Source organism: Pararhizobium sp. DWP3-4 (assembly GCF_049898205.1).
In the GTDB taxonomy this organism is placed as follows: domain Bacteria; phylum Pseudomonadota; class Alphaproteobacteria; order Rhizobiales; family Rhizobiaceae; genus Pararhizobium.
The window spans coordinates 53,979-69,118 of sequence record NZ_JAFCXF010000004.1 but is presented as its reverse complement, the minus strand read 5'-3'; the positions used below and the strand labels follow the sequence as shown (position 1 = coordinate 69,118).

General features: G+C 59.6%; 13 protein-coding genes. All 13 read right to left on the bottom strand.

The window, feature by feature from the left end:
- Positions 1-10: 10 nt before the first annotated feature.
- The 13 genes from proS to nuoG all read right to left on the bottom strand — a co-directional run bounded on the left by proS (position 11) and on the right by nuoG (position 15,082).
- Positions 11-1,339, bottom strand: a complete 1,329-nt coding sequence (gene proS, locus ACP7E6_RS12030; RefSeq protein WP_426230006.1) for a proline--tRNA ligase — start codon at positions 1,337-1,339, stop codon at positions 11-13.
- A 683-nt stretch (positions 1,340-2,022) separates the two neighbouring features.
- A complete protein-coding gene (locus ACP7E6_RS12025) occupies positions 2,023-2,292 on the bottom strand; it encodes a DUF1467 family protein (RefSeq protein WP_426230005.1) in 270 nt (89 codons plus the stop codon).
- Positions 2,293-2,422: 130 nt separating this feature from the next.
- Positions 2,423-2,827 carry a methylmalonyl-CoA epimerase gene (gene mce, locus ACP7E6_RS12020; RefSeq protein WP_426230004.1) on the bottom strand — a complete coding sequence of 135 codons (405 nt, stop codon included), beginning with the start codon at positions 2,825-2,827 and terminating at the stop codon, positions 2,423-2,425.
- 18 nt (positions 2,828-2,845) lie between these two features.
- Positions 2,846-4,513 carry a ribonuclease J gene (locus ACP7E6_RS12015; protein ID WP_426230003.1) on the bottom strand — a complete coding sequence of 556 codons (1,668 nt, stop codon included), beginning with the start codon at positions 4,511-4,513 and terminating at the stop codon, positions 2,846-2,848.
- Positions 4,514-4,548: 35 nt separating this feature from the next.
- On the bottom strand, positions 4,549-5,316 hold the full coding sequence (locus tag ACP7E6_RS12010; RefSeq protein WP_426230002.1) for a biotin--[acetyl-CoA-carboxylase] ligase: 768 nt from the start codon (positions 5,314-5,316) through the stop codon (positions 4,549-4,551).
- Positions 5,313-6,755, bottom strand: coding sequence for an NADH-quinone oxidoreductase subunit NuoN (gene nuoN, locus ACP7E6_RS12005; RefSeq protein ID WP_426230001.1), 1,443 nt, complete (start codon positions 6,753-6,755; stop codon positions 5,313-5,315). Before nuoN ends, ACP7E6_RS12010 begins: the two co-directional genes overlap by 4 nt.
- Before the next feature lie 18 nt (positions 6,756-6,773).
- Complete coding sequence (locus ACP7E6_RS12000; RefSeq protein ID WP_426230000.1) at positions 6,774-8,285, bottom strand: NADH-quinone oxidoreductase subunit M; 1,512 nt, start codon at positions 8,283-8,285, stop codon at positions 6,774-6,776.
- The gene (gene nuoL / locus ACP7E6_RS11995) at positions 8,285-10,282 is read right to left on the bottom strand and encodes an NADH-quinone oxidoreductase subunit L (protein WP_426229999.1); all 1,998 of its coding nucleotides are present in this window, start codon (positions 10,280-10,282) and stop codon (positions 8,285-8,287) included. The genes ACP7E6_RS12000 and nuoL overlap by 1 nt, the downstream gene beginning before the upstream one ends.
- Before the next feature lie 7 nt (positions 10,283-10,289).
- A complete protein-coding gene (gene nuoK, locus ACP7E6_RS11990) occupies positions 10,290-10,598 on the bottom strand; it encodes an NADH-quinone oxidoreductase subunit NuoK (protein WP_037107776.1) in 309 nt (102 codons plus the stop codon).
- A 27-nt stretch (positions 10,599-10,625) separates the two neighbouring features.
- Positions 10,626-11,240 (bottom strand): NADH-quinone oxidoreductase subunit J, encoded by a 615-nt coding sequence (locus tag ACP7E6_RS11985; protein WP_426229998.1) that lies wholly within the window; start codon positions 11,238-11,240, stop codon positions 10,626-10,628.
- Between the two features lie 140 nt (positions 11,241-11,380).
- Positions 11,381-11,872 (bottom strand): NADH-quinone oxidoreductase subunit NuoI, encoded by a 492-nt coding sequence (nuoI, locus tag ACP7E6_RS11980; RefSeq protein WP_113314430.1) that lies wholly within the window; start codon positions 11,870-11,872, stop codon positions 11,381-11,383.
- A gap of 64 nt (positions 11,873-11,936) precedes the next feature.
- Complete coding sequence (nuoH, locus tag ACP7E6_RS11975; protein WP_060641215.1) at positions 11,937-12,980, bottom strand: NADH-quinone oxidoreductase subunit NuoH; 1,044 nt, start codon at positions 12,978-12,980, stop codon at positions 11,937-11,939.
- Between the two features lie 20 nt (positions 12,981-13,000).
- Positions 13,001-15,082: an NADH-quinone oxidoreductase subunit NuoG gene (gene nuoG / locus ACP7E6_RS11970; RefSeq protein ID WP_426229997.1), complete on the bottom strand. Its 2,082-nt coding sequence runs from the start codon at positions 15,080-15,082 to the stop codon at positions 13,001-13,003.
- Positions 15,083-15,140: the final 58 nt, after the last annotated feature.

Here is a 15,140-nt window from a genome sequence, read left to right as displayed (position 1 = left end):
CCCTGGTCCCTTATTTCGAGGCGGTCAGCTTGTTGATGGCTGCCTCGATCGTCAATGTTTCGCGGGCGCCGGTCTTGCGGTCCTTGAGTTCGACCTCGCCACTGGCGACCGATCGCGGCCCGGCAATGATCTGTACGGGAACGCCGATCAGGTCGGCGGTGGCAAACTTGGTGCCGGCGCGGTCGTCCTTGTCGTCGTACAGCGTGTCGAATCCTGCGTTGTTGAGGGCAGCATAGAGGGTTTCGCACGCCGCGTCGCAGGCTTCGTCGCCGGATTTCATGTTGATCACGACCGCATCGAACGGCGCGATCGAGGCCGGCCAGATGATGCCATTCTCGTCATGCGACGCTTCGATGATGGCGGGAACCAGACGGGTCGGGCCGATGCCATAGGAGCCCATGTGCACCGTGTGCTCCTTGCCGTCCGGTCCTTGGACCTTGGCGCCCATGGCTTCGGAATATTTGGTGCCGAAATAGAAGATGTGGCCAACTTCGATGCCGCGGGCCGAAACTTTGGAGGCATCGTCGATGGCATTGAAGGCGGCTTCGTCGTGCATTTCGGAGGTGGCGGCGTAAAGCGACGTCCACTTGTCGAAGATCGCCTTCATCGCTGCGGCATCCCAGAAATCGGTATCGTCGGCCGGAATGTCGAAATCGAGGAAGTGCTTGTGGCAGAAAACCTCCGATTCACCGGTATCGGCGAGAATGATGAACTCGTGGCTGAGATCGCCGCCGATCGGGCCGGTGTCGGCCCGCATCGGAATGGCGCGCAGGCCAAGCCGCGCGAAAGTGCGCAGATAGGCAGCGAACATGCGATTGTAGCTGTCCACCGCGCCTTCGCGGTTGAGATCGAAGGAATAGGCATCCTTCATCAGGAATTCGCGCGAACGCATGGTGCCGAAACGCGGGCGCCGTTCGTCACGGAACTTCAGCTGGATATGATAGAGATTGAGCGGCAGGTCCTTGTAGGACTTGACGTAGGAGCGGAACACGTCCGTGATCATCTCCTCGTTGGTCGGCCCATACAGCATGTCGCGCTTGTTGCGATCCTTGATCCGCAGCATTTCGTCGCCATAGGCGTCGTAACGGCCGCTTTCCTGCCAGAGTTCGGCCGATTGCAGCGTCGGCATCAAAAGCTCGACGGCGCCGGCGCGGTCCTGCTCTTCCCGGATGATTTTCGTAACCTTGTCGAGAACCCGTTTGCCGAGCGGCAGCCATGTATAGATACCGGCCGACTGCTGGCGCACCATGCCGGCACGCAGCATCAGCCGGTGCGAGACAATTTCCGCTTCCTTCGGGGTTTCCTTCAGAATGGGCATGAAAAAGCGGGACAGGCGCATGAACGGGTTCCAGAAGTTAAAGCACTTCGCACTATCGTCGGAATCGGGCGAAATAACGTTGAGCCTGCAGGCCGCGCACGCGTCAAGCGCGCAAACCGACACTGCCGTTTGACTGTTTGCCGCGACGATCCATCCAGCTGATTCCAGAAGGGGAAGCACCGCGCTCACGCGTTCATAGACGCTTCGCGGCAGGAAGAAAACCCGTCATCGTGTTTGGCAGGAGCGGGGGAGTATGCACGGATTTCAAGGTGGGAAAAAACGAAAATACCTGCGTCAAAAAGGCACGGTAGTAACAGGATTTTGACAGAAGTTGTCAACGGAAAAATTTAACCAGAGTGTAGCAAAAATGCAAAAAAATCGGATGACAACGCATAATGTTTGAGCTAGTTTTGGCCCACAAAAGAGGCAGGGAGATTAAATTCTTGTCGATTTCGCGGTCAAGTCTTGGGAGGATAAGATCTTAGGCGCGTTTATACGCAGCCACCGGTAACGGATAAGGATCACGCGATACTTTAAGAACAAGGCTTTCAGCCTTGTTTTTTTTTGACTTTTTATACTGAACGCTGGGTCATGAAAAACCACCGCCGCCTGAATCGCGGCAATTCTGTGGCGCCCTGCCGGGCCTGCTCTTCACGCTGCCCGTAAGCCGCCGCTGTCGCAGCCACGGCAACACCGATCATCCCTCAATAGAACTTCGGCGCAAACTGGGGGATTGAATCCAGGCCATAGCCCATCCGGACCGAAAGAACGTACCATGTGGCATGGATAACGGCGGCGAGCACCGATGTCATCAGGAAGACCCGAAATGCGCGGAACCGCGCAGGCGCACTTTCGACGCTTCCCGGCACGACATCGTTCTCTTCGGCCTGCGTCCGCAAGCCGATCGGCAAGACGATGAACAGCGCCAACCACCAGATGATGAAATAGATCGCGAAGGTGGAAAAGATCGGCATGGTGGTCTCTCATAAGGAGGGGAGATGGATGTCTCACCTCTTTGGCATGGCGCGTTGGAGCGACGTTATAACGCTTTCGCATCCGCCCGACAAATATTGCGGCCGATATGTACCGGCGCGCGGTCTTCTGTCACACCTGCTCGAGTTCGATCAGCGTGCCGAAGAAATCCTTGGGGTGGAGAAACAGCACCGGCTTGCCATGCGCGCCGGTCTTTGGATTGCCATCGCCAAGCACCCTGCCCCCGGCGGCAACCAGGCTGTCGCGCGCGGCAAGGATGTCTGCGACCTCGTAGCAGATATGGTGCATGCCGCCGGCAGGATTTTTCGCAAGAAACGCACCGATCGGTGATTCAGCGCCAAGCGGCTCCAGCAGTTCGACCTTGGTATTTTCAAGCGTGACGAACACGACGGTGACGCCGTGCTCCGGCAAGGCTTCCGGCTCGGTCACCGACGCACCGAGCATCGACCGGTATCGCTCCACCGCTTCGGCAAGATCCGGAACGGCGAGAGCGATATGGTTGACACGTCCAAGCATTGAATTTGATCCCGGCTGTCAGAGCTTGTTGATGAACACGGTGACGACGGGCTTCTTGCCCCAGACGTCGTTGGCCGTGCCGCGAATGGCCCGGCGTACGGCTTCCGTCACCATGGCGATATCCTTGCGCTTGCCACGCGGAATGCTTTCGACGGCACCAAGGACCGCGTCATAGAGCGTGTCATTCATGTCCTCGCCTTCATCGTCGAACTCGGGCAAACCGATTGGAACGACGATCGGGTCTGCCGCGAAATCGTAGCGCGCGTCCAGAATGACATTGACCGCGACATGGCCGGCAAAGGACAGCTTGCGGCGATCGCCGATGCCCATCTCCTCGAAATCGCCGATCAGGCTGCCATCCTTGTAGATGCGGCCGTGCGGCGCTTCGCCGATGACGGTCGCCGGTCCCGGCGCAAGACGGAGGATGTCGCCGTTGCGGACACGCGGAACGGTCTTGATGCCGGACTGCAAACCAAGTTCGGCCTGTGCGGTCAGGTGGGCAGCCTCACCATGCACCGGCACCAGCATCTGCGGGCGCGTCCACTGGTACATCTGCTGCAACTCGTTGCGGCGGGGATGGCCGGAAACGTGAACCAGTGCTTCGTTATCGGTGACGATATGGATGCCCTGTTCGACGAGGCCGTTCTTGACGTCGTTGATCGCCTTCTCGTTGCCGGGAATGGCGCGCGAGGAAAACACCACCGTATCGCCAGCCGTCAGCGCTACATTGCGCATCTCGTCACGCGAGATCTTGGCGAGTGCAGCGCGGGATTCGCCCTGGCTACCGGTCAGGATCACCACGACCTTGTCGCGCGGGATATAGCCGAATTCGTCTTCGGCGATGAACGGGTTCAGACCTTCCATCAAGCCGACATCGCGGGCGACGTCGCAGACGCGCTTCATCGAGCTGCCGAGAAGCAGCACTTCGCGGCCGGCAGCAGCCGACGCCTTGGCAATCGAGCGGATACGGCCAACGTTCGACGAGAAGGTGGTGATCGCCACGCGTCCCTTGGCGTTCTCGATGATCTTGGTCAGGCTGGTCGACACTTCCTCTTCGGAGGGAGAGACGCCATCGCGCATGGCATTGGTGCTGTCGCACATCAGCGCCAGAACGCCCTCGTCGCCGACAGCGCGGAACCGCGCTTCGTCGGTGAATGGGCCGAGCGACGGCGCGTGGTCGATCTTCCAGTCGCCGGTATGGACGACATTGCCGAGCGGCGTGCGGATGACCAGCGACATCGGTTCGGGGATCGAATGATTGACGCCGATCGCCTCGATCTCGAACGGACCGACATTGATGCGGTCGCCTTCCTTGAAGATGGTGATCGGCACCTGGGCGCGGCTGCGCTCGTAGGAACGTTTGGCTTCCAGCATGCCGGCCGTAAACGGCGAGGCATAGACCGGCACGTTGAGGCCCGGCCACAGATCGGCCAGCGCGCCGTAATGGTCTTCATGGGCATGAGTGATGATGATGCCCTTGAGGTTCTTGCGCTCTTCGGCAAGGAACCGGATATCAGGCAGCACCAGATCGACGCCGGGCAAATCGAGGCCCGGGAAGGTCACGCCGCAATCGACCATGATCCACTGGCGGTGGGCGGGCGAACCATAGCCGTAAAGGGCCAGGTTCATGCCGATTTCCCCCACTCCGCCTAGCGGCAGGAAGACGAGTTCGTCTTGTTTGCTCATTGATTGATTGCGCCTTATGTCACCCGAAAGGGGGTCTATCCAAAAAATACATCGCCTGCGGCGATGCGTTGAACCGTGCCTGCCCCAAGATCGAGCATCAGCCGGCCGTCTTCATCTATGCCTTCAAACATGCCGGAAAGCGAGCGATCCGGCAGGTTGACTGTAATCTTCTGGCCGATCCCGCCTGCTGCGGACCGCCATTGTGCAATAATCTCTGCGATCCCGTCGCCACGGTTCCAGGTATTCAACGCGTCGCTCATGCTTCGAAACAGATGGGCAAAAAGCTCGTCCGGTGAAACGGCGGCGCCTTCCGCCTGCAGGCTGGTGACCGGATAGAGCCCATGATCCGGCGCCAGCGCGACATTGATGCCGCAGCCGATGACCAGCGCATGATGCCCGTCCGGCAGGCCTTCGCCTTCCAGCAGGATACCGCAGCACTTCCTACCGGCAATCAGAATATCGTTCGGCCATTTGATCGAGACCGGATTTGCGCCTGATGGCATGACCGCCTGGATCGCCCGATGCACCGCAACGGCGACTGCCAACGGCAGCGATTGCAGTTTCTCCATCGGCGCCGGGTCGATCAGAAGCAGCGACGCGTAAAGATTGCCCGGCTCCGACGCCCAGCTGCGGCCGCGCCGGCCCCGGCCGGAAATCTGCCGTGCTGCGGTGATCCAGTGAAGTCCCGGGTCACCCGCACGCGCACGGATCAGGCATTCCGTATTCGTCGATCCGACATCGCCAAGCGCCGTATGCCGGTAATTATCAAGCGAAACTCTGCCGATCCGCTCCTGTCCTGTCAAAAGAACGTCCGCGCTGCAACTTCAGCCGCCGTACCGATCGGTCCGCCGATCAACACATAGGCAAGAACGAACAGACCCGAAAGGCCGTAGACCAGGCGCAACACGCCGGAAGGCCGCGCAAACTCGCCCTTGGCTTCATCGAACCACATCAGCTTGATGACGCGCAGATAGTAGTATGCACCGACGACGGAGGCGAGAACACCGATGATCGCCAGAGCATAGAGATGCGCTTCGATGGCCGCCATGAACACGAAGTATTTGGCAAAGAAACCGGCGAGCGGCGGAATGCCAGCCAGCGAGAACATCATCACGGTCAGCACCGTCGCCATGAACGGGTTGGTCTGCGACAGGCCGGCGAGATCATCGACGCTTTCGACGTGATTGCCGTCCTTGCGCTTCATCGCCATGATGCAGGCAAAGGTGCCGAGCGTCATGACCACATAGACCAGCATGTAGATGAGCACGCCACGCACACCGGCCATCGAGCCGCTGGACAGGCCGACGAGCGCATAGCCCATGTGGCCGATCGACGAATAGGCCATCAGTCGCTTGATGTTCTTCTGGCCGATGGCGGCAAACGAGCCGAGCAGCATCGAGGCAATCGAGATGAACACGACGATCTGCTGCCAGTCCGTGACGATCGGCTCGAACGGCGAGATGACCAACCGGATCAGCATGGCCATCGCGGCAACTTTCGGGGCAGCGGCAAAGAAGGCGGTGACCGGCGTCGGTGCACCTTCATAAACATCCGGCGTCCACATGTGGAACGGAACGGCGGAGATCTTGAAGGCGACGCCGGCAAGAATGAAGACGAGGCCGAAGACCAGGCCGAGCGAACGGCCTTCTGCCGACAGCGCAGCGGCGATGCCGTCAAAACCGGTATGGCCGGTAAAACCGTAGACCAGCGACATGCCGTAGAGCAGCATGCCGGACGACAGCGCGCCGAGTACGAAATACTTGAGGCCCGCTTCCGTCGAACGCAGATTGTCGCGGTTCATCGCGGCAACGACGTAGAGCGCCAGCGACTGCAGTTCGAGCGCCAGATAGACCGAGATCAGATCGTTGGCCGAGATCATCAGCAGCATGCCGAGCGTGGCCAGCACGATCAGAACGGGGAATTCGAACCGGTCGATGCCGGTCGAACGCGCCTCGCCCGCCGACATGATCAGCGCCACGATGGAGCCGAACAAGGTCAGCACCTTCATGAACTTGGCAAACGGATCCGACAGGAAGGCGCCGTTATAGGCCTGTCCGTCGCCGGTCTGCCAGACCAGCCAGACACCGGACACGGCGAGCAGGCCAACCGCAAGACCGGTGACCAGACCGGACGATTTCTCGCCGGAAAAGACGCCGATCATTAACAACACCATGGCGCCGACCGCTAGGATCAGCTCCGGGGTCGACAGGTGCAGGCTAGCGAGGAATGTTTCAGCAGTCATTTCAATCCCGTCCTGTCGTCATTTCGCCGAAAGCGCAACGTCATGCGCTGCCTGCACGGCCGCAGTGTAGTTGTTGATAAGCACGTCCACCGAAGCCGCCGTCGCATCGAAGACCGGAGCCGGATAGACGCCGAAGAAGATGGTCAGCACGATCAGCGGATAGAGCAGCGCCTTTTCACGGCCGGACAGATCCAGCAGCGATTTCAGACTGTCCTTGTCGAGTGTCCCGAAGATCACCCGGCGGTAGAGCCAAAGAGCATAACACGCCGACAGGATGACGCCGGTGGTGGCGAAGAACGCCACCCAGGTGTTGGCCCTAAAGGCGCCAAGCAGCACGGTAATTTCACCAACGAAGCCAGACGTGCCCGGCAGGCCGACGTTCGCCATGGTGAAGATCATGAAGGCGACCGCATATTTCGGCATGTTGTTGACGAGCCCGCCATAGGCGCTGATCTCGCGGGTGTGGGTGCGGTCGTAGACCACGCCGACACAGAGGAAGAGCGCGCCGGATACGAGGCCGTGTGACAGCATCTGGAAGATCGCCCCCTGCACGCCTTGAGTATTGGCGGCAAAGATACCCATGGTCACATAGCCCATATGGGCAACCGACGAATAGGCGATCAGCTTCTTGATGTCGGACTGCATCATCGCCACCAGCGAGGTGTAGATGATCGCGACGACCGACAGCGTGAAGACGAAGGGTGCGAAATACTCGGATGCTAAGGGGAACATCGGCAGCGAGAAGCGCATGAAGCCGTAACCGCCAAGCTTGAGGAGAACGCCAGCCAGAATGACCGAGCCCGCCGTCGGCGCCTGAACGTGCGCATCGGGAAGCCAGGTGTGGACGGGCCACATCGGCATCTTCACCGCAAACGAGGCGAAGAAGGCCAGCCATAGCCATGTCTGCATCTGGGCCGGGAACTGATAGGCGAGCAGTTCTGCAATGTCGGTCGTGCCGGCCTGCCAGTACATCGCCATGATGGCGAGCAGCATCAGCACCGAGCCGAGCAGCGTGTAGAGGAAGAACTTATAGGCAGCGTAGACGCGCTCCTTGCCACCCCAGACGCCGATGATGATGAACATCGGGATCAGGCCGGCTTCGAAGAACACGTAGAACAGCACGATGTCGAGCGACACGAAGACGCCGATCATGAACACTTCCAACAGAAGGAAGGCGATCATGTACTGTTTCAGCCGCTTTTCGACCGAGAGCCAGCTGGCCACGACGCAGAACGGCATCAGGAAAGCCGAGAGCACCACGAACAGCATCGAAATGCCGTCGATGCCGAGATGGTAGGAGATGCCGGTGCCGAGCCAGGCATGCTTCTCGACCATCTGGAAGCCGGGGTTCGACTGGTCGAAGCTCCACCAAATCCAGCACGATACCAGGAAGGTAACCACTGTCGTCAGCAATGAGATGTTGAGGATATTGCGGCGGCCGGCGGCGCTGTCTTCACGCACCAAAAGCAGAAGAGCAACACCGACCAGCGGCAAGAAGGTGACCGCGGAGAGAATGGGCCAATCGGTCATCAGAAGGAGCTCCCGAGCATCATCCAGGTAACGAGCGCCGCGATGCCGATGAGCATCACGAAAGCGTAGTGATAGAGGTAACCGGTCTGCAGGCGAACGACGCGGTCAGTGACGTCCATGACGCGGGCGGCAATGCCGTTCGGGCCATAGCCGTCGATGATCCGGCCATCGCCTTCCTTCCACAGGAAGGTGCCGATGCGCTTGGCGGGACGAACGAACAGGAAGTCGTAAAGTTCGTCGAAATACCACTTGTTGAGCAGGAACTGGTAGAGACCACGATGCTGCTCGGCCAGGTACTTCGGCGTCTCCGGCGAACGGATATACATGTACCAGGCGGTGACGAAGCCGAGGATCATGGCGATGAACGGGCTGAGGGCTACCAAAGCCGGCACGTGATGGAACTCGTCAACCAGTTCGTTGCCCGGCAGCGTGAACAATGAGCCCTGCCAGAATTCGGCATATTCGTGGCCGTAGAAATATCCCTCACCGAGGAAACCGGCAACCACGGCGCCGAACGCCAGGATGTAGAGCGGGATCAGCATGACCTGCGGCGATTCGTGAACGTGGTGCATGACCTCGTGGGACGCACGCGGCTTGCCGAAGAAGGTCAGGAACATCAGGCGCCACGAGTAGAAACTGGTGAACAGGGCCGCAATGACCAGAAGCGTGAAGGCGAAACCGCCGACCGAGGAATGCGACGCATAGGCCGCCTCGATGATCACGTCCTTCGAGAAGAAGCCGGCGAAACCAAACGAGGTGAACGGGATGCCGACGCCGGTGATCGCCAAAGTGCCGATCAGCATCATGGCAAAGGTCACCTTGATGTGCGGACGCAGGCCGCCCATGTTGCGCATGTCCTGTTCGCCATCAACGGCATGGATGACCGAACCGGCGCAGAGGAACAGCAATGCCTTGAAGAAGGCGTGCGTGAACAGGTGGAAGATGGCAGCGCCATAGGCGCCTGTTCCGAGCGCCACGAACATATAGCCGAGCTGCGAGCAGGTCGAATAGGCGATAACGCGCTTGATGTCGTTCTGGACCAGACCGACGGTCGCGGCAAAGAACGCGGTGATCGCGCCGATGACGGTAACGACCATCAGAGCCGTATGGGACAGTTCGAACAGCGGCGACATGCGGGCGACGAGGAAGACGCCGGCCGTGACCATGGTCGCGGCATGGATCAGTGCCGACACGGGCGTCGGGCCTTCCATGGCGTCCGGCAGCCAGGTGTGCAGCAGGAACTGCGCCGACTTGCCCATCGCGCCCATGAACAGCAGCAGGCAGACGCCGGTGATCGCATGGGCCTTGTCGAGATGCATGCCGAACAGGTTGATGACGACCTCGCCACCCTCGGCAGCGCCCTCAGCCGGCAGGTAGCTGGCAGCAGCGGCAAAGATGGTTTCGAAGCTGATCGAGCCGAACAGCACGAAGACGCCGAAGATGCCGAGCGCGAAACCGAAGTCACCGACGCGGTTGACGATGAAAGCCTTCATCGCCGCAGCCGATGCCGACGGCTTCTTGTACCAGAAGCCGATCAGCAGGTAGGACGCAAGACCCACCCCTTCCCAGCCGAAGAACATCTGCAACAGGTTGTCCGACGTCACCAGCATCAGCATGGCGAAGGTGAACAGCGACAGATAGGCAAAGAAGCGCGGCCGATGCGGGTCGTGATGCATGTAGCCGATCGAATAGAGGTGAACCAGGCAGGACACGGTGTTGACGACGACGAACATGACCGCGGTCAGCGTATCGACCCGGAAGGCCCATTCTGCATCGAAGCTGCCGGACTGGATCCAGCGCATCACGCTGACCTTGATCAACTCCGTCTCGCCGAGTGCGACGTGGAAGAACACGACCCAGGACAAGACGGCGACAATAATCATGAAGCCGGTGGTGACGTATTCCGAAGCCTTGGCGCCGATCGAGGTGCCGAACAGGCCCGCGATCAGGAAGCCGATCAGCGGCAGGAAGACGATGGCTTGAATAATCGTATTCATTGGCCGCTCAGCCCTTCATCATGTTGACGTCTTCCACGGCGATGGAGCCGCGGTTACGGTAGAAGACGACGAGAATTGCAAGACCAATTGCGGCTTCCGCTGCCGCGACGGTCAGAATGAACAGGGCGAACACCTGGCCGGTGATGTCGTTCAGGAAGTGTGAGAACGCGACCATGTTGATGTTGACCGCGAGCAGAATGAGTTCCACCGACATCAGGATGACGATGACGTTCTTCCTGTTGAGGAAAATGCCGAAGACGCCCAGTATGAACAGGATGGCGCTGACGGTCAGATAGTGGGAAATACCGATTTCCATGATGTGTTCCTTGACCTCGCGTCCGTCTTAAAGGCCCTGCCCCGACTTCACCTTGACCACTTCAACAGCGGTCTTGGGCGAACGGGCAACCTGTGTGGGAATATCCTGGCGCTTGATGTTGTCGCGATGGCGCAGCGTCAGAACGATGGCGCCGATCATGGCGACAAGAAGAACCAGGCCGGCAATCTGGAAGAAGTAGACATAGTGCGTATAGAGCACGTCGCCGAGTGCGGCCGTGTTGGTGCGATCGGCGATGGCCGGGATCGGCATCGAGATCGACTTGGCGATTTGCGGCGAAAACGAGCTGCCACCGACCACGATGATCAGCTCGGCTGCCAGCACCAGTCCGATCAACGCGCCGACCGGCGCATATTCCAGCACACCAGACCTCAGCTGCGTGAAGTCGATGTCGAGCATCATCACCACGAAGAGGAAGAGAACCGCGACCGCGCCGATATAAACGACCAGCAGGATCATCGCCAAAAACTCGGCGCCCGTCAGAAGAAACAGGCCGGCGGCGTTGAAGAACGTCAGGATCAGGAACAGCACGGAATAAACAGGGTTCCGCGCAGAAATCACCATGAACGCCGACGCAACCGCGACGAATGAAAAAAGATAGAAAAACAGAGCCTGCAGACCCATGATCGGTGCCTTTTTCGTCTTCCCCGGGCAGGCATGGCAGCGAGGCCATCCTTCCGACTGGCGCACCGGCTCATGCCGGCCACGCCCAAGATCAGTGTAACGCCCGCCTCAAACGGCAGGCGCAGTCCCCATACAAAGTCTCAGCGGTACGGCGAGTCCATTGCGATGTTGCGGGCAATTTCGCGCTCCCAACGGTCGCCGTTGGAAAGCAGCCGGTCCTTGTCGTAGTAGAGCTCTTCGCGCGTCTCGGTGGCGAACTCGAAGTTCGGACCTTCGACGATCGCGTCTACCGGACAGGCTTCCTGGCAGAAACCGCAATAGATGCACTTTACCATGTCGATGTCGTACCGAACCGTGCGGCGCGTGCCATCGTTGCGGCGCGGGCCAGCCTCGATGGTGATCGCCTGGGCAGGACAGATCGCTTCGCACAGCTTGCAGGCGATGCAACGCTCCTCGCCGTTCGGATAACGGCGCAGTGCATGTTCGCCACGAAAGCGCGGGCTGATCGGCCCCTTTTCAAACGGATAGTTCAGCGTCGCCTTCGGCGCGAAGAAATAGCGCATCGACAGGAAAAACGCGTTGACGAATTCCTTGAGGAACAGCGAACTGACGGCTTGCGACAGACCTGCCATCATCAACCTCCAAATATGCCGGCCTGGGAGGCGCCGGCTGATTTTGCGAAACGGGACGTAAGCATCAGGCCCACACCACCAGTTTCAACGTGACTGCAACAATGAAGACCATGGCGAGCGACAACGGAAGGAAGACCTTCCAGCCCAGACGCATCAGCTGGTCGTAGCGGTAGCGCGGCACGAAGGCTTTGACCATGGCGAACATGAAGAACACCATCGAAGACTTCAGGATGAACCAGATGATGCCCGGAACCCAGTTGAGGAACCATACATCGACCGGAGGCAGCCAGCCGCCGAGGAAGAGGATCGTCGTCAGCGCGCACATCAGGCAAATGGCGGCATATTCGCCGAGCATGAACATCATATACGGGGTCGAGCCATACTCGACCATGAACCCGGCGACCAGTTCCGATTCCGCTTCGACCAGATCGAAGGGCGGACGGTTGGTTTCAGCCAGCGCCGAGATGAAGAAGATGATGAACATCGGGAACAGCGGCAGCCAGTACCAGTCGAGGAACGAGCCAGGCAGGCCCATCATCGTCCCCAGGCCATCGCGCTGCGAATCGACGATATCGGTCAGGTTCAGCGAACCGGCGCAGAGCAGCACGGTGACGATGACGAAGCCGATCGAGACTTCATAGGAGACCATCTGGGCGGCGGAGCGCAGCGCCGACAGGAACGGATATTTGGAGTTCGATGCCCAGCCGCCGATGATGACACCGTAAACCTCAAGCGAGGAAATGGCGAAAACATAGAGGATGCCGACATTGATATTGGCCATCACCCAGTTGGCATTGAGCGGGATAACCGCCCAGGCTGCAAGCGCCAAAGTCACGGAAACCAGCGGCGCCAGCAGGAACAGCACCTTGTTCGAACCGGCCGGAATGACCGGCTCCTTGAAGACGAACTTCAAAAGATCGGCGAAGGACTGGAAAAGTCCCCACGGGCCTACCACATTCGGTCCACGGCGCATCTGCACCGCTGCCCAGATCTTGCGGTCAGCCAAAAGGATGTAGGCGATGAAGATCAACAGCGCGACCAGAAGCAGCAGCGACTGGCCGATCATGATGGCCGTTGGCCAGACATAGGTCGAAATGAAAGCGTCCATTGTGTCTTATTCCCTCGCGCTCATTCCGCCGCAGCTTTGAAATTGTTGCGTGCCAAAGCCGAACATTCGGCCATGACGGCGGACGCGCGTGCTATCGGGTTCGTCAAATAGAAGTCTTTGACCGGAGACGCAAACGCCGATTTGCCCATCTCACCGGCTTTTTGTGCAAGTGCGGCAATTTCACCCGTTACGCCCGTTGCAATCATGTCGATCGCAGCGAGATGCGGGTGCGCCGCGTAAAGTTTTCCGCGCAATTCACTAAGCGAATCAAATGGCAGCTTCTTGCCGAGCACGTCGGAGAGAGCGCGAATGATCGCCCAGTCCTCCCGGGCGTCGCCCGGCGCAAAGCCTGCACGGTTGCCCATCTGGACGCGGCCTTCGGTATTGACCCAGAGGCCCGACTTCTCGGTATAGGTCGCGCCCGGCAGGATGACGTCGGCGCCGTGTGCACCTTCGTCGCCATGCGAACCGATATAGACGGTGAAGCCGGCGGTCTTGCCGGAGAAATCCATTTCGTCGGCGCCGAGCAGGAAAAGAACGTCCGTTCCGGTCAACATTTCGGCGGCAGTCTTGCCCCCCTCACCCGGCACGAAGCCAAGATCGAGACCGCCGACGCGCGACGCTGCGGTGTGAAGAACCGCAAAACCGTTCCAGTCTGCGGTGACGGCGCCAATGGCACCTGCGAGCTTGGCGGCGGCAGCCAGAACCGAAGCGCCATTCGCCCCGGAGATCGCACCCTGGCCGATGATGATCATCGGACGCTGTGCATTCTTCAGCACGCTGAGGAACTTGCCCTTGCCGGCAACCAGTTCGGCGAGCGTGTCCGTGCCTGCGCCGAGATAATCGTAGGAATAACGCAGTTCCGCCTGTTCGCCGATCACGCCGATCGGGAAATTGGCCATCCGGAAGCGCTTGCGTATCCGAGCGTTCAAAACAGAGGCTTCAAAGCGCGGGTTCGATCCGATGATCAAAAGCGCGTCGGCGCTTTCTATGCCCTGGATCGTCGGGTTGAACAGATAGCTTGCACGGCCGAACGACGGATCGAGCGCTGCGCCGTCCTGACGGCAGTCGATGTTCTTCGAGCCGAGCGAGGAAATCAGTTCCTTCAGCGCGTACATTTCCTCAACGGACGCCAGATCGCCGGCAATCGCGCCGATCCGATCGCCGCTGGTCTTGGCAATGGCTGATTTGATGGCGGCAAACGCTTCATTCCAGCTGGCAGGCTGCAGGCGGCCGTCCTTCTTCACGTAAGGACGGTCGAGACGCTGGGTCTTCAGGCCATCCCAGATGAAGCGGGTCTTGTCGGAAATCCACTCTTCGTTGATCTCTTCATTGACGCGCGGCATGACGCGCATGACTTCGCGTCCACGCGTATCGACGCGGATCGCCGAGCCGACGGCATCCATGACGTCGATCGATTCGGTCTTGCCGAGTTCCCACGGGCGGGCGTTGAAGGCGTAGGGCTTGGAGGTCAAAGCACCGACGGGGCAGAGATCGACGACATTGCCCTGAAGCTCCGAGGTCATCGCCTGCTCGAGATAGGTGGTGATCTCGGCATCTTCTCCACGGCCGATCAGGCCAAGTTCGGCGATGCCTGCGACTTCGGTGGTGAAGCGGACGCAGCGCGTGCAGTGAATGCAGCGGTTCATCACGGTCTTGACCAGCGGGCCGATATACTTGTCTTCGACGGCGCGCTTGTTCTCGTTATAGCGGGTCGAATCGACGCCGAAGGCCATTGCCTGGTCCTGCAGGTCGCATTCGCCACCCTGGTCGCAGATCGGGCAATCGAGCGGATGGTTGATCAGCAGGAATTCCATCACGCCTTCGCGGGCCTTCTTGACCATCGGCGTGGTCGTAAAGACTTCCGGCGTTTCTCCGTTCGGGCCGGGACGCAGGTCGCGCACGCCCATGGCGCAGGAGGCTGCCGGTTTCGGCGGCCCTCCCTTCACCTCTATCAGACACATGCGGCAGTTTCCGGCGACCGAAAGCCGCTCATGGAAACAGAAGCGCGGAACTTCGGCGCCGGCTTCTTCGCACGCCTGAAGCAGCGTGAAATGATCCGGGACCTCGATCTCTTTTCCGTCGACTTTCAGCTTTGCCATCTTCGTACTCAATCCTGTCGTTCATTCGCCAGCCAAAGCGGCGAACAGATATTATAAA

What these genes read in the sequence shown, in the direction of transcription:
- nuoN (WP_426230001.1), bottom strand. Translation starts at nt 6,755, where the DNA reads ATGACTGCTGAAACATTCCTCGCTAGCCTGCACCTGTCGACCCCGGAG.
- nuoH (WP_060641215.1), bottom strand. Translation starts at nt 12,980, where the DNA reads ATGGACGCTTTCATTTCGACCTATGTCTGGCCAACGGCCATCATGATC.
- nuoK (WP_037107776.1), bottom strand. Translation starts at nt 10,598, where the DNA reads ATGGAAATCGGTATTTCCCACTATCTGACCGTCAGCGCCATCCTGTTC.
- ACP7E6_RS12025 (WP_426230005.1), bottom strand. Translation starts at nt 2,292, where the DNA reads ATGCCGATCTTTTCCACCTTCGCGATCTATTTCATCATCTGGTGGTTG.
- ACP7E6_RS12015 (WP_426230003.1), bottom strand. Translation starts at nt 4,513, where the DNA reads ATGAGCAAACAAGACGAACTCGTCTTCCTGCCGCTAGGCGGAGTGGGG.
- nuoG (WP_426229997.1), bottom strand. Translation starts at nt 15,082, where the DNA reads ATGGCAAAGCTGAAAGTCGACGGAAAAGAGATCGAGGTCCCGGATCAT.
- ACP7E6_RS11985 (WP_426229998.1), bottom strand. Translation starts at nt 11,240, where the DNA reads ATGGGTCTGCAGGCTCTGTTTTTCTATCTTTTTTCATTCGTCGCGGTT.
- mce (WP_426230004.1), bottom strand. Translation starts at nt 2,827, where the DNA reads ATGCTTGGACGTGTCAACCATATCGCTCTCGCCGTTCCGGATCTTGCC.
- proS (WP_426230006.1), bottom strand. Translation starts at nt 1,339, where the DNA reads ATGCGCCTGTCCCGCTTTTTCATGCCCATTCTGAAGGAAACCCCGAAG.
- ACP7E6_RS12000 (WP_426230000.1), bottom strand. Translation starts at nt 8,285, where the DNA reads ATGACCGATTGGCCCATTCTCTCCGCGGTCACCTTCTTGCCGCTGGTC.
- nuoL (WP_426229999.1), bottom strand. Translation starts at nt 10,282, where the DNA reads ATGAATACGATTATTCAAGCCATCGTCTTCCTGCCGCTGATCGGCTTC.
- nuoI (WP_113314430.1), bottom strand. Translation starts at nt 11,872, where the DNA reads ATGGCAGGTCTGTCGCAAGCCGTCAGTTCGCTGTTCCTCAAGGAATTC.